Origin of the sequence: Brucella tritici (assembly GCF_008932295.1) — a bacterium.
In the GTDB taxonomy this organism is placed as follows: Bacteria; Pseudomonadota; Alphaproteobacteria; order Rhizobiales; family Rhizobiaceae; genus Brucella; species Brucella tritici.
On sequence record NZ_WBWA01000007.1, the window covers coordinates 178,923 to 193,722 of the forward strand.

Genomic DNA, 14,800 nt, shown 5'->3' on the forward strand with positions numbered 1-14,800 from the left:
CAGTTTTCCCGCCCAACTCCTGCGTGAATAGTCAGTTTCGGGGCGAAAAAGGTTCAAAAATACCTTGAAAGCCCTTCACTCGCGGTGACTGATAGCCTCCCAGTTTGGAGGTCCGCAAGCCGAGCCCCACAAGGCTTTCGCACAGCTTCACCGCACAGGTTACGCCGTCGATGACCGGCAATCCATGCTCCCTTGAAAGGGAAGCGGCAAGGTCGGCCATGCCCGCGCAACCAAGCACGATGGCTTCGGCATGGTCTTCCCGGATGGCTTTTGCGATCTCGCTTGACACCTTGTTGCGTGCATCCGATCCCGGAATTTCGAGGTCGAGCACGGCCACGTCGCTGGCCCGCACACGGGCGCAGCGCGATATGAGACCATAGCGCGAAAGATTGTGTTCGATGGCAGGAACCGAACGCGACAATGTGGTGACGACGCTGAACTTTCCGGCAATCAGGCTTGCCATGTGAAAGGCCGCCTCACCGATACCGATCACCGGCATGGTTCCGGCGCAGCGTGCAGCATCAAGGCCAGTATCATCGAAACAGGCGATGACGCAGGCATCGGCGGTCGGGCGCTTCTGCATTTCCCCGATCATGCCGGGAATGGCAAAGACCTCATCGAAATATCCTTCGATGCTTGGCGGACCGTCAAGCGGATTGGTCGCGATGATTGTCGTACCGGCACCAGCCACGCTGCGCGCGGCTTCACCGATCTTATGCGTCATCGATGCAGTCGTATTGGGGTTGATGACAAGTATTTCCATTTTCCTCGAACCATCGAAATATTTGTTTTCGTTCTGGATGGTCCAGAGCGTCTTTTCAAACGCTCTGCCTAATCATTCACAAGACACTGGTGTCAAATCTCCCCGCCCAGATAGAGTTTCTTGACCCGGTCGTCTGTCGCCAGTTCTTCCGAATTGCCGGACAGGACGATCTTGCCGGTCGTCAATGCATAGGCGCGCTGCGAAATGCGGAGCGCCATGCGCGAATTCTGCTCGACCAGAAGAACACTTACCTTTTCATCGCGATTGATCGCGACGATGGAGCGGGCGATATCCTGCACCAGCTTTGGCGCGACCCCGAGAGAGGGTTCGTCCAGCAGCAGAAGCTTCGGCTTGGCCATGAGCGCACGCCCGATGACCAGCATCTGCTGCTCGCCGCCGCTCATCGTGCCTGCGGCCTGTGAATAGCGCTCCTTCAGGCGCGGAAACCGCCCCAGAACCATCTCCAGCGTATTGGCGATATCCGCCTTGCTGGAGCGGGTGAACGCTCCCATCATAAGATTGTCGCGCACGCTCATATAGGGAAAGACACGGCGGCCTTCCGGCACCATGGCAATCCCCATCTTGACGATCTCATCCGACCGCGTGCCGTCGATGCGGCGACCCTCATAATGGATTTCACCCTTGCGGATTTTTTTCAGCCCCGTGATCGCCCGCAGGATCGAGGACTTGCCCGCACCATTGGCACCGATCAGCGCGACCGTTTCCCCCTCCTGAACGCTCAGCGAAACGCCTTTCAGCGCATAGACGTGATCGTAATAGAGTTCGGCATCCGAAACTTTGAGAAGCTCTGCCATGGTCAATATCCAATCGTTTCGTCTTCTGCACCGAGATAGGCTTCAATCACCTTCTCGTTTTCCTGGATCTGCTTTGGCGTGCCTTCGGCAATCTTCTGCCCGAAATTGATGACGACGATCCGGTCGGAAATATTCATCACCGCCGGCATGTCGTGCTCCACCAACAGCACCGTGACACCCCGGTCGCGGACCGCGCGCACCATTTCCACCGCCTTGACGGTTTCGTCGTGGTTCATCCCGGCAAACGGTTCATCCAGAAGCAGGATCTTCGGTTCCGTGGCGAGACCGATGGCAATGCCGAGCGCACGCAGATGGCCATGCGGCAGGTTCTGCGCAACTTCATCCCGCTGCTTCCACAGGCCCAGAAACTGTAGGATTTCATCGGCGGAACGCCCGAATTCCTCCTGATCCCGACGGGCAAGGCTTGAACCCACATAGCAACCAAGGAAACTTGCCTTGGCGCGCAGGTGGTGACCGACAATCACATTGTCGCGCACCGTCATGCCCTTGAAGATGGTGGTTTCCTGAAAGGTGCGCACCACACCCTTTCGCGCCACGATATGCGGCGCCAGCCCCGATATGCGTTCGCCCTTGAACCGGACCTCGCCGGTCGTGGGATTGAGGAATGAGGCAATCAGCTTGAACAGCGTGGACTTGCCCGCGCCGTTCGGCCCGATAACCGACAGGATTTCCTTTTCGCGCACTGAAAAAGAGACATCGTTGACCGCAACAAGACCACCGAAGCGTTTGGTCAGGTTCTTGACTTCCAGAAGATCGCTCATGATCCTGCTCCCTTCTTTCCGGTCAGTCTGAGGCTGAGAAGTCCGTTAGGCAGAAACAGCATCAGGATAATGAGAACGCTGGAGAAGATCAGAAGCTGGAACTTGCCGGTCTGGAACAGGAAGTCCCAGCCGAAATAGAGAACGAAGGTTCCAACGATCGGGCCAAACACATAGCCAAGCCCGCCCAGGAAGCAGTTGAGCATGAAATTGACCGAATCCGTGACCGTGAAGCTCGACGGATAGATCGACTGCGAGATCGCAATGAACATCGCACCGCCAAGCCCGCCGAGAAATGACGAGATCGCATAGGCCAGCACACGCAGATTGGTGATGTTGACGCCAATTGACGAAGCAAGTTCCTCATTTTGCTGCAGCGACTGGCAAAGACCGCCGATGCGCGAATTGATAAGGCGGTAGAGCCCGGCAAAGCACAGCACCATCAGCACGATGGACACGAAATAGAAGGCCGCGCGCGGGTTCTGCAATGTTGCGAAATCCGGCAGGATGGTCAGGCCGAACAGCGATATGCCGCCCGGCATCGGAATGCTGACCATGCCCTTGGCGCCATTGGTGATGGGCAGCGCCATTGCCAGAAGGCGGGCAACTTCGGTCAGAACCAGCGTGACCATGGCGAAATAAACGCCGCGAAGCCGCAGGATCGGAATGCCGATCAGGATACTGGCAAAGGCGCAGAACAGCCCGGCAATGGGCAGCGTCAGCCAGAAGGAGACGCCATATTTCACCATCAGAATTGCCGAGACATACCCACCCATGAGGGCATAGGCGCCCTGACCGATATTGATGCGACCGATATAGAAGGTGAGCCACACGCCGCCGCTGACGATGGAGAGAAGCGCCACAGAAGTCAGCGTGTAATAGAGGTCGTGCCGTCCGGTGGTTTCGATCAGGACCGGAATACCGATGAAGATCAGGGCCAGAAAGGCAGCGACGCCGATAAGCTTTGTTGTCTTTGTCATGATTGCCCCCTCAACCCCACGGCTTGCCCATGAGCCCGTTCGGACGGATGCTCAGGAACACCATCAATGCAGCGAAGATGACGAGATAAGTGATGTCGCCATAGGAGCGCAGCACCGTCAGGCCGACGGATTCCATCATGCCGAGGATGAAGCCACCGGCAATGGCGCCGCTGACGACGCCTGCACCGCCGATCATCACCATCATGAAAGCCTTGATGGATATGGCACCGCCGATACCGGAATTGACACCGGTAATGGCGACCAGCAATCCACCGACCAGCCCAGCAAGCATTGCCCCCAGCGCGAAGCCTATCATGGAATAACGGTCGACATTCACGCCCATCAACTGCGCGGCCACGCGGTCCTGGGCGAGCGCGCGCATCGCGCGACCGGGTTTTGTGTACTGCATAAAAAGAACGAAGGCTGCGATGAAAACCACGGCGAGCACACCGATCAGGATGCGGTCATATGGCATTATCAACCAGTCGGACACGAAGACCCCATTGACGATCTTCGGCACGCCGCGCTGCTTTTCACCGAACAGAAGCAGGATCACCGCATCGAGGAAAAACGCGACTGCGGCAGCAAGAAGCATTGTGCTTTCGTCGCGCAGACTTCGCTTGATGACGGGTCTGAAGAGAAATTTTTCGATCAGCGCACCAACGATCATCAATGTGACGGCGGAGGCCAGAAGAGCGACAACAAACGGCAGGCCGAGCTGCCCGTAAACCGTATAGGTGACGAAACCGCCCAGCACATACATCTGGCCGTGCGCAAAGTTGAGGACGTTCATGAGCGCGAAGATCAGCGTCAGTCCCAACGCGATCAGTGCATATTGCGCACCCAGATATAGCCCATTGGCTATCACTTGTTCCATGAAAGCAGACTCCCTCGTGCGAAGCACCGGGCATGCTGCAAGGCAGGCCCAGGACATCGTGACGTTCCTGACAATTGGGAGGCCCGAAGCAGAAGTACCCCTCCTCCGCTTCGGGCTGATTAATGGTCTGGAAATTAATCGACCTGGCCGACGAAAAGCGTTTCAAACTTGCCGTCTTTATATTCCGTCACAACCATCGGAATGCCGATCTGCCGCTTCTGCGTGAAGGACGAAGTGCCAACGTAGGTCAGCTTGGAACCGTCGCCATCGCCCTTGACGAAAGGATTGGGCGCAGAGAACGTGTCCATCGTCTTCTTGAATTCCTCGACATTATCGACCGCCGCCGGATTGGCCTTCAGCGTTTCCACGATATATTCAAGTGCATAGACCTTGGTGTTGGACTCGTCGTTATATTCGCCGTAAGCCTTGGTATAGCGGTCGACGAATTCCTTCATCGCGTCGGATGCGATTTCCGGCGTGGATGCACCACCCACCGAGATGAAACCGTTGGCGAGTTCGCCCGCGCCTTCTTCCAGAACCTTGGCGTCCTGTGCAGTTTCGGTGGAAATGAAGCCCTGATAGCCAAGCTCGCGCGCGGCGCGGATCAAAAGTGGCGCATTGCCCGGTGCAACGCCCGAGAGAACCAGCAGGTCCGGCTTCTGCATGACGATCGGCGTCAGGACCGGCGTGAAGTCACGCGTGTCGTTCTGATAGGCATCGTTGGTCGATACGACTTCAAGACCAAGCGCCTTGGCCGCCTCGATGCCGCTATCGCGCTGGCTGAGGGGATCGGATTCATTGGCAGCCACGAAGGCAACCGTCTTGATCCCCTTGTTTTCTTTCAGATATTTATAGATCGCCGGACCGGACTGATAATTGGCGATCATGCCAAGAACAGCGTTGGATGCTGGCGGCGTATAAAGTTCCTTCGGGAAGGAATAGGGGAAATAGATGATGCCCTTGGCTTCCGCGACCGGGCGGACGGCGGCGGCGCCGTCATCGACATTCGGGCCGACCACGTAATGGACGCCTTCCTGGGCCATCTTTTCCATACCGGCGATGGCGCGCTTCGGGTCTTTCTGGTCGTCAAAGGTGACGACTTTGATCCTGTAGGTATCGTCGCCGATCTTTACGCCGCCCTGCTCGTTGAGCCAATCGGCGCGAACCTGCATCGAACGAACATTGGATGTGCCCCAGGATGCAGCAGGGCCGCTGGTGACACCGACGAAACCGATCTTCAGCTCCTTGTCCGCAGCCTGGGAGGCCGACGCAGACATGAGCGCAAATATAGAAACGGCGCCTAGCGCCGCAGTCTTAACAACTGCGCGTCTATTGATCATTTTAGTTCCCCTTACTTAGCTTTACCTTTCCCTCATTTGGCGGGGAAAGAATATATTAAGCTAAACACGCAACTGAAATATTGTCAACAATCTGAATATTTTTAATAAACGATCCTGAAACGATGCGTCATCAATTCCGGGGCGCTTCTGAATAGAAAAAAGCGCGCCGGAAACCGACGCGCCTTTTGAGCCGACAAACTGAGAAAAGCCTAGTTTCGCGCCTGCAATTGCGCAAAATGGGCGAGCATCCGGTCTGGATCGGCCTTGATGCCACTGAAGAGTTCGAACGCGCCGACCGCCTGAAACACGGCCATACCGCCCCCGTCGAGCACGCGACAGCCGCGTTCCCTGGCAAGCTGTACGAGCGCCGTCTGCAAGGGAAAATAGACGATATCCGAAACCCAGAGGTGCGGCTGAACCAATTGAGGCGTAAGCGGCAGACCCGGATGCGCATCCATTCCCGTCGGCGTTGCGTGGACCAGCCCGGACGCGCCTGCCAGTGTTTCCGCCAGATCAGCCCCGGCAATGAAACTGCATTGTGGCTGCACCGCGACAAGCTTGCCGATTACCGCATCGACCTTTGCGGCATCGAGGTCGAAGATGTGGACCTCGCGCGCGCCCATTTCCGCCAGCGCATAGGCAACGGCAACACCTGCCCCGCCTGCACCGAGCAGCACGACACGCTCCAACGATGCATCCGGCAGGCCGCGGCGAAATCCTTCCGCATAGCCCCACCAGTCGGTGTTGTGACCAGTGCGTCTCCCATCGGAGAACACCACCGTGTTGATCGATTGCAGGGCCAAAGCATGGGGCGAAAGTTCATCGACCAGCGCCACCGCAGCCTGCTTGCATGGGTGGGTGATATTGAGCCCGGCAAATCCTGCAGCTTCGGCCTCTGCGACAAGAGCCGGCAGATCGCTGGCTGAACGCCCGTTCTCGGCAATATCGATAATGTCGTAGCGATAGGCCAGCCCGGCGGCCTCGCCTTCCCGCATATGCATTGCCGGCGAAAGCGAACGTTGAATATTTGCGCCGATCAGACCCACATGCACACGACGTTTGGTCACTTCACTTATCAATTCTCATCTCCGCAGGATCGGACGACACGCCGGTCCTCGTTATTCCGGGCTTTTCAAAAGGGCTATGATCGTGTCGCTGATCAGGCGGCGATGCCGCGCCTTCACGTCGGACGCCATCAGGTCGGTGCCGAAGATCGCGCCGAACGTATGTCTGTTGGACACACGAAAAAAGCACTGCGCGCTAATCAGCATATGGAGGTCCAGCGCGGAAATGCGGCGTTGAAAAACACCCTGTTCACGGCCGCGCTCAAGGATTTTCTCGATCGTTTCCAGAATGGTTACATTCTGGCGCGACAGAACATCGGAGCGCTCCATATGTTCGGCGCGGTGAATATTTTCCACCGCAACGAGCCGCACGAAATCCGGATTGGCATCGTCATGGTCGAAAGTGCTTTCCACCAGACTGCGCATGGCGGATTCCGGGTCCTGATCGTCAAGAGACAGCGAGCTTTCAAGCGTGCGTATCTTGCCGTAGGCCCGTTCCAGCACGGCAAGATAAAGCCCGTCCTTGCTGCCAAAATAGTAGTAGATCATGCGCTTGGACGTGCGGGTCTGCGCCGCGATTTCATCCACGCGCGCGCCGGAAAACCCCGATGCCACGAACTCCCGCGCCGCAATGTCGAGAATGTTCTCGCGCGTTGCGTCAGGATCGTTCTTGCGCGGCTGCGCCTTGGCGAGTGCCTTTGCCATAGTCCTCCCCCTTCAGCGTTCAGAGTGCTGCGGCACTTTTTGGCATGCCCGCCGGACGCATGTAGCGTCGCAGCGCCGCAATGCGGAAGATCGCATTGGCTGCCCCATATCCCCTGTAGCCTCGCCTTTGCACGACTTCGAAAAAGAAGCCCTGATCGTCGGTCGGGCTGTAGAGCTGGAAATATTCTCCGCTCTCGTCGCGATCATAAAGCACGTTCGCGGCCTTGAGCCGGTCGGTGAATTCCGGATCGAGACCAAGTCGCGCTTCCAGATCGTCATAATAATTCGGCGAGATTTCCAGCGTATGGAAGCCGTTGTCGCGCAAGGCCGCAGCCGTCGCAAAGATATCGTCCGTGGCAAAGGCCAGATGCTGGATGCCCGACCCGAAGGTTTCAGCAATGAAGCGACCCGCCAGCGTCCGGCGATTTTCCGCGCCGTTGAGCGTGATGCGCAGCGTTCCCTCGTCGTTTTCCACCACCTGACTGCGCACGACGCCGCCCGGATCAACGATGTCGACCATGGGCGACTTCCGCGATTCCGTGAGCGAGGTATAGAAGAGCAGCCAGGTCAGAAGTTCATCGAACTTCATCGTCTGGGCAACGTGATCGATATGGGTGAGGCCGACACTGGCACCCGTTTCATTGCCTGCAACCGGCTCGAACTCGATATCAAAGATACGGCCGAGATCGGTCTTCTCATCGAGGAAATAGACCAGCCCGCCGCCAACGCCACGAATGGCAGGCATACCGATTTCACCCGGATCGAGCGGTTGCTCAAAACTTTCCGCGCCCATGGCAAGCGCGCGGGCATGGGCTTCAGCCGCATCGTCCACGACAAGCCCCATGGCATAGGCAGCAGTGCCATGAACGGCATAGGCCGAGCTGGCAAAGCCGCGCGTATCCGTATTGATGACAAGGTTGATGTCGCCCTGCCGGTAGAGCGCCACGTCTTTCGTGCGATGCCTGCCAGCGAGCTTGAAGCCCAGCGCGCCGACAGCGGAAACCAGCCGTTCGGCATCATCGGCATGGGTGGCGAACTCGACAAAGCCCACACGGTGCACCTTTGCGCGGGGCGGCATGGCAGCAACCGTCAGCTTGTTGTCCGGCTCGACCCGGCGAACCTGATCGCCAAGATAGACCAGCGAACGGCGTCCGTCGGCAGCGATTGTGGCTGGTGATCCGCCACGGAACTGATCGTTGAAGATTTCGAGCGAGAAATAGCCGTCATAACCGGTCGCAGCCACCGCACGCATGAAATCCAGCACTGGCAGGTCGCCCTCGCCCGGCATGTTGCGATAATGGCGGCTCCAGTAAAGCAGATCCATGTCGATCAGCGGCGCATCGGCCATCTGGATGATGAAGAGCTTGTCCTTCGGAATGGAACGGATCGAATTCACGTCGATCTTGCGCGCCAGCGTATGAAAACTGTCGAGGATAAGGCCCACATTGGGATGATCGGCGCGGCGCACGATCTCCCATGCATCGCGATGGTCGCTGATATGGCGACCCCAGGCGAGCGCCTCATAACCAACACGCAGATTGCGCCGCGCCGCCCTTTCGCCAAGCTCACGAAAATCATCCGCCGCGCGGTCGATGCCGCCAATGGCGGCTGGCGACACGTTGGAGCAGACCAGAACGAGATCGGTGCCCAGTTCCTGCATCAGGTCGAACTTGCGTTCCGCCCGGTCGAAAGTGCGGCTGCGCAACGGTTCCGGCATGCCTTCAAAATCACGGAATGGCTGGAAAAGCGTGATCTCCAGACCAAGGTCGCGCGCCATCTGGCCCACCTGACGCGGGCTTTCGTCAAAGGTGAGAAAATCGTTCTCGAAAATCTCCACCCCGTCGAAACCGGCTTTGGCGATGGCCCCCAGTTTCTGCTGGAGATCGCCGCTGATAGAGACGGTTGCTATCGAAGTCTTCATGTCACGCTCCTTCCTCCGGCCGGGCCGGAGTTTTCCGCTCAGAACCGGGCAGACCTGCCCGGAACCATCTTCTTTGGTCTCGGCCCGGATATAGAGCCATACCGGCTTAATTCCCGCCGCGCACCTTCTTCAATTCGGCAAAGAGTTCATCAACCGTTTCCGCACCGATTTCGGCGGTAAACTTTTCGATGATCGGCTTTACCGCATCGCGCAGGCGCGCGGTTTCTTCCGGCGTCAGTTCGGTAACCTGCATTCCGGTCTTCTTGATCTCATCGAGCGCCGTCGCGTCCTGCTCACGCGAAACCTTGCGCTGATAGTCCCGCGCCTCGACCGCTGCCTGTTCGATCACCGCCTTTTCCTCATCGTTGAGGCGGTCCCAGAACTTCTTGCTGATCATGACGATCTGCGGATTGTACTGGTGGCGGGTCAGCGTCAGATACTTCTGCACTTCATAGAATTTGGCATTGATAATGTTGGCGTTGGGATTCTCCTGCCCGTCGACCGTGCCGGTTTCAAGCGCCGTATAAAGTTCGGTATAGGGCAGCGGCACCGCATTGGCGCCAAGCGCATTGAACAGGGCAACGGGAACCGGCGATTGCAGGGTGCGGATCTTCAGTCCGGCAATATCCTCCAGTTTCGCAACCGGATGGCGATTATTGGTCAGGTTGCGGAAACCCAGCTCCCAATAGGCAAGCCCGACCAGCCCCGTATCGGGCAGGCGCTTCATCAGATTGGTGCCGAAAGGACCATCCATGACCTTGTCGGCTTCCTCGCCGCTAGTGAACAGGAATGGCAGATCGACCGCTTCGAATGCCTTGACGGTGCTGGACAGGATGCCCGCATTCATCACCGTCATTTCCACGACGCCGCCCTGCAAGCCGGAAAGCGTCTGCGGATCACTGCCCAGAACACCGCCGGGGAACAGTTTCACATTGATCTGCCCGCCGCTCTTTTCCTTCACCAGCTCGGCAAATTTCTCCATGCCCGTGACCTGCGGATGGCCCTTGCTGTTGGCCGCAGCAAACTTGATCGTCTGCGAACGGATTTCAGCCATGGCCGTGGTGGTCATCAAGGCCAGCGGCAGCACTATTCCCAGCGCCATCGTCTTCAATAATTTCTTCATGTCTTCCTCCCACTCAAAAATTCTGTCTTTGTTTTACGCATGTCTCGATCCCGAAACCGGTTTCCACTTTCGGGAGACATGCTCCAATTTAATGGAACCAGTTCATCGGCACCGTCACCAGTTGCGGGAACAGCACCATAAGGAAAAGCACCACCAGCTGCGCGATCAGAAACGGCAGCACGCCCGTCATCACTTTTTCGAACGGCAGGCGCGCGACGCCGCACACCACATTCAGCACCGTGCCGACAGGCGGGGTGATGAGGCCGATGGAATTGTTGATGATGAACAGCACGCCGAGATAGACCGGATCGATGCCCGCTTCCTTGATGATCGGCATCAGCACCGGCGTCAGGATCAGGATCGTCGGGGTCATGTCCATGGCCATGCCGACGAGCACAACCATGAGCATGATGGCAAGCAGCAGCAGCGTCTGGTTATCCATCAAAGGCCGCACCAGTTCGGCCAGTTCACCCGGCACATCGGCGACCGTAATCATCCAGGCCGAAACGCTGGCGCTGGCAACGAGGAACATCACCACGGCGGTCGTCTTGGCCGCATCCACCATGGCCGGATAGAGCCTTGAAAGCGGCAATTCCCGATAGATCACGGTTGCGACAAACAGCGAATAGACAGCGGCAACCACGCCCGCTTCCGTCGGCGTGAAAACACCGAAGCGAAGGCCGACAATGATGATGACCGGCAGCATCAGGGCCCAGATACTGTCGAGGAAAGCCCGCATCTTTGCACCGGGTTCGGCCTTCTTCGGCAGTTCGAACTGTTCGCGACGCGCAAGGATGAACCAGGTCACGCACAGCGCGACGGCAATCATCAGGCCGGGGAAAATCCCCGCCAGAAACAGCTTGGTGATCGAAACGCCGCCGACCACGCCAAACAGGATGAAACCGATGGATGGCGGGATGATCGGTGCGATGATCGATGCCGAGGCGATCAGCCCGGCAGCGCGGCCCGGCTCGTGTCCGGCATTGCGCATCATCGGAAACAGCAATGCGCCGAGCGCTGCCGCATCGGCGACCGCCGAACCCGAAAGGCTTGCAATCACACAGGCCGCAAAGATGGCGACGAAACCGAGACCGCCGCGCACATGCCCCACCATGACCAGCGCCAGATTGACGATGCGACGCGACAGGCCGCCCGCATTCATGATTTCCCCGGCAAGCAGGAAAAAGGGAACGGCCATCAGCGGAAAACTGTCGGCGCCGTTCAGCACGTTCTGCGCCACGATCTGGGCGTCGAACAGATCCATATACATCATCAGCGCCGCACCGCTGATGATGAGCGCAAAAGCAACCGGGACGCCGAGCGCCATTGGAACCAGAAGGGCGGCGAGAAAGATGAGCAAGGTCATGGTCGGCGCGCCCTATTTACGATCTTCATCGGTCGGGACGGGCGTGACATGCTCCTCGCTGTCCGTCACGAAATGCGTTTTGGCAACGTCGATCCGCCCGGTTGCGATGCCGAAGCCGTTCCACGCAATGATCAGGAGTGCAGGGACGGCAAAGGCCAGTCCTGCGCCGTAAAACCAGCCCATAGACATACCCGTCGCCGGGGCCAGAGTCGGAATATTGATAAGCGTCTGCGTCCAGCTTCCCGAAAGAACGAGCCATGTCGCGCCAAACATCATGATATGGCCAGCGACCAGCGCAATGCGCGCGCCCGCAGGTGACAGGCGGCGCACCAGAGAATCCACGCCAAGATGCGCATGGTCGCGCATGGCAACCACTGCGCCAAGAAAGGTGAGCCAGATGAAGAAGATGCGCGACAGCTCTTCCGAAACGGTTATGCCCTGATTGAAGGCATAGCGCAGCAGCACATTGCCGAACACGAGCACCACCATGCAGCCCAGAAGACAGGCAATGGCGAACCGCGCCGCGGTAAAATAGAAATCGACTAGAGCTTTCACGGTTCCTCCTCCCGGCCTCCTCGGCGCATCGCTTGCAGACTGCTGCCCCTTTTTCGGGTTTCGGGTGAAAGCAACGCCGCATCACCGGCAGGATGCGCCGTGCATCCGAGGTGAAACTTCGCTTTCCCCACAGTCCTTGACCGTTTCCGGGCCGACCATCGCAATGAAAGGCGCGTCAGAAAACCATTCCGGCTCCCCGCAGTGCCTCATCGCGAGCTGCAATCCGTTCCTCCTCAGTCCATCCCACTTCAGAACTGAATCGCATCGGTCGGCTGCGCCATTCTCCTAAAATGTACTAACTGGTTAGGAAGTCAATCGCTTCTGTTCAAACAGGCGTATGAAAGGCTTTCATTCTATCAATATCAGGAATGTTCCATCTGGTTCAAAATAGCAGATTTCTGTGCGGAGCGCAGGCTATTGGAGAAAATCAGCCGCCGTTCACCAGTGCCAGAACAAGCTGCTGGACATTGCCGCCATTGCCCATCTCGACCTTGTCGAAGGCACGGCCCTGAGCACGCTGGACGTCCACCAAATCGGTGATTTCCTTGATGAGCACCTTGCGGATTTTCTGGCATTTCGGGTCGTTTGGAACCGACAGGCCAACGGTCCGGCGCACGATCTCGCGTGTCATGTCCTTGGCATGGTCGCCATGCACAAGCTCGTGCTTGCGGATGCCTTCGGAGAAGGTCTCCCAATGCTCTTTCACCGGGGAGGCAAGTTTCTGCGAAGGCTTCGGCAGCGTATAGGTGATCTTCAGCTTCGGCGTGGCCGACAGGATCGTGCAGGCATTGTTAGAGCGGTCAAACTGCCGGTCCCAGGTCAGCACATAGCTGGTATGGGCGATGACGCGGGTTTTGCCGCCGCCGATCTTCGGGCCGCGCTCTCCGATGGATTCATAAAGTTCGGGACCGGTTTTCCCGGTAATGGCGTAGGTCTTGATTTCCTCGACGGGTTTCCAATTATCTTCTGCAAGTGCAGGTGCCGCCACCAGAATTCCAAGGAATGCGAATGCTGCCGCTTTTTTCACGCTTGCCCCGATCCATCGATTTGCCCGGATGATTTGCGGGCAAGCTACAATATCGGCAGGCGATGCGTAAGCGGCTTTCCGGCAAAAGCGTGAAAAGCCAATTCGCCGGACTGATTCCCGCTCCCGCTTCGATGCGTCGGATAATGCGATGAAACAAATAGTTGGCGCAGATCCCACGTTTCTGTAAAACAGGAACCGCTCCAGCCGCATTCCACGCAACAGACTTGCTTTGTCCACAGCGGGCAAAAAGTTTGGCGATTGACACACACACGCCGTCAGCGTTTGATCGCTCTTCAGGTGTGGGGGTTCTGTGGGTGGAGGCAAATTATCCAAAGCAGAAAATCCATCTCTATAACGCTACAGTATTGGAGTTCTGTTGTGATCAAATCCACCAGACGGGGAATAATCCACCTGGCCTTTGCCCTTGCCGCATCGACGGCGATGGGCACATTCGCCACCACGGCGGCACAGGCCCAGGACAAGATCCTGCTCATTATCAATGGCGCGCTCGGCGACAAGTCGTTCTTCGACAGCGCCGCCAAGGGCATGAAGATGATCAAGGACAAGTATGGCGACGACGTCGAGACCAAGATTCTCGAAATCGGCGACGATCCGACCAAATGGGAGCCGGTGTTCCTCGATGCGTCCGAACAGGACTGGGACCTCATCATCGGCGGCACCTACCAGATGTCGGAAACCGTCGGTTCGGTTGCCCAGCAATATCCCGACAAGAAATACGTCCTCTACGATGCGAGCGTGCCTTATGAAGAAGGCGGCTACGACAATGTCTATTCCATCCAGTACAAGCAGAACGAAGGTTCCTATCTCGGCGGCATGCTGGCGGCTTCGCTCCTGAAGGAAGGCAAGCTCGGCGATACCGGCAAGAATCTCGGCTTCCTCGGCGGCATGGATATTCCGGTCATCAACGACTTCCTCGTCGGCTATATTGCCGGTGCGCAGTCGGTCATGCCTGATGCCAAGATCGCGATTTCCTATGCCGGTTCCTTCATGGATGCTGCAAAGGGCAAGGAGCTTGGCCTCGCGCAATATCGTTCCGACGTGTCGCTCGGCTTCGTCGTCGCCTCGCAGACCGGCCTCGGCCAGCTTTCGGCTGCCAAGGAAACCGGCAAATATGTTCTGGGCGTCGATTCCGATCAGGAAGCGATCTTCAAGGACAGCGATCCGGCCATTGCCAAGCAGGTTGTCAGCTCCGTTCTGAAGAATGTCGATGTCAGCCTTCTGCAAGCCTATGAACGTTTCAAGGCAGGCGACCTGCCGTTCGGCAAGGCGGAAGCACTCGGCCTTAAGGAAGGCGCTGTCGGCATCGTGCAGGACGGCAACATGGCTTCTATGGCCACCCAGGAAATGAAGGACGCCATCAAGAAGGCTTCCGACGAGATTTCCGAAGGCAAGATCACGGTTCCGACCGCATTCGGCATGAGCACCGAGGATCTCAATGCGATCCGCAATAAGGTTCGTCCCTGA

The 14,800-nt window shown here is 57.7% G+C and carries 14 protein-coding genes; 1 reads left to right on the forward strand and 13 read right to left on the reverse strand.

Annotated elements, in window-relative coordinates; all coding sequences use genetic code 11:
* Positions 1–31: 31 nt before the first annotated feature.
* From F9K91_RS10115 to F9K91_RS10175, 13 genes are all read right to left on the reverse strand, one after another.
* Positions 32–763, reverse strand: coding sequence for an aspartate/glutamate racemase family protein (locus F9K91_RS10115; RefSeq protein WP_151557466.1), 732 nt, complete (start codon positions 761–763; stop codon positions 32–34).
* A 92-nt stretch (positions 764–855) separates the two neighbouring features.
* On the reverse strand, positions 856–1,578 hold the full coding sequence (locus tag F9K91_RS10120; protein ID WP_061347539.1) for an ABC transporter ATP-binding protein: 723 nt from the start codon (positions 1,576–1,578) through the stop codon (positions 856–858).
* Between the two features lie 2 nt (positions 1,579–1,580).
* Positions 1,581–2,360 (reverse strand): ABC transporter ATP-binding protein, encoded by a 780-nt coding sequence (locus tag F9K91_RS10125; protein ID WP_061347538.1) that lies wholly within the window; start codon positions 2,358–2,360, stop codon positions 1,581–1,583.
* A complete protein-coding gene (locus tag F9K91_RS10130; protein WP_061347537.1) occupies positions 2,357–3,337 on the reverse strand; it encodes a branched-chain amino acid ABC transporter permease in 981 nt (326 codons plus the stop codon). Before F9K91_RS10130 ends, F9K91_RS10125 begins: the two co-directional genes overlap by 4 nt.
* A 10-nt stretch (positions 3,338–3,347) precedes the next feature.
* Positions 3,348–4,214: a branched-chain amino acid ABC transporter permease gene (locus F9K91_RS10135; protein ID WP_061347536.1), complete on the reverse strand. Its 867-nt coding sequence runs from the start codon at positions 4,212–4,214 to the stop codon at positions 3,348–3,350.
* A 134-nt stretch (positions 4,215–4,348) separates the two neighbouring features.
* On the reverse strand, positions 4,349–5,554 hold the full coding sequence (locus tag F9K91_RS10140; RefSeq protein WP_151652126.1) for an ABC transporter substrate-binding protein: 1,206 nt from the start codon (positions 5,552–5,554) through the stop codon (positions 4,349–4,351).
* A gap of 209 nt (positions 5,555–5,763) precedes the next feature.
* Entirely contained in the window at positions 5,764–6,630 is an 867-nt protein-coding gene (locus F9K91_RS10145) for a shikimate dehydrogenase (protein ID WP_412842158.1), read from the reverse strand.
* Positions 6,631–6,672: 42 nt separating this feature from the next.
* On the reverse strand, positions 6,673–7,323 hold the full coding sequence (locus F9K91_RS10150) for a TetR/AcrR family transcriptional regulator (protein WP_151557472.1): 651 nt from the start codon (positions 7,321–7,323) through the stop codon (positions 6,673–6,675).
* Positions 7,324–7,342: 19 nt separating this feature from the next.
* The gene (locus F9K91_RS10155) at positions 7,343–9,244 is read right to left on the reverse strand and encodes a bifunctional sugar phosphate isomerase/epimerase/4-hydroxyphenylpyruvate dioxygenase family protein (RefSeq protein ID WP_151677729.1); all 1,902 of its coding nucleotides are present in this window, start codon (positions 9,242–9,244) and stop codon (positions 7,343–7,345) included.
* A gap of 106 nt (positions 9,245–9,350) precedes the next feature.
* Positions 9,351–10,367, reverse strand: a complete 1,017-nt coding sequence (locus tag F9K91_RS10160) for a TRAP transporter substrate-binding protein (protein ID WP_151557476.1) — start codon at positions 10,365–10,367, stop codon at positions 9,351–9,353.
* A gap of 88 nt (positions 10,368–10,455) precedes the next feature.
* Complete coding sequence (locus F9K91_RS10165; protein ID WP_151677730.1) at positions 10,456–11,733, reverse strand: TRAP transporter large permease subunit; 1,278 nt, start codon at positions 11,731–11,733, stop codon at positions 10,456–10,458.
* 12 nt (positions 11,734–11,745) lie between these two features.
* Positions 11,746–12,288, reverse strand: a complete 543-nt coding sequence (locus tag F9K91_RS10170) for a TRAP transporter small permease (protein WP_151677731.1) — start codon at positions 12,286–12,288, stop codon at positions 11,746–11,748.
* A gap of 427 nt (positions 12,289–12,715) precedes the next feature.
* On the reverse strand, positions 12,716–13,315 hold the full coding sequence (locus F9K91_RS10175) for a DUF922 domain-containing Zn-dependent protease (protein WP_151677732.1): 600 nt from the start codon (positions 13,313–13,315) through the stop codon (positions 12,716–12,718).
* Positions 13,316–13,693: 378 nt separating this feature from the next.
* Here F9K91_RS10175 and F9K91_RS10180 point away from each other — a divergent pair, with 378 nt between their 5' ends.
* Complete coding sequence (locus F9K91_RS10180) at positions 13,694–14,800, forward strand: BMP family ABC transporter substrate-binding protein (protein ID WP_061347527.1); 1,107 nt, start codon at positions 13,694–13,696, stop codon at positions 14,798–14,800.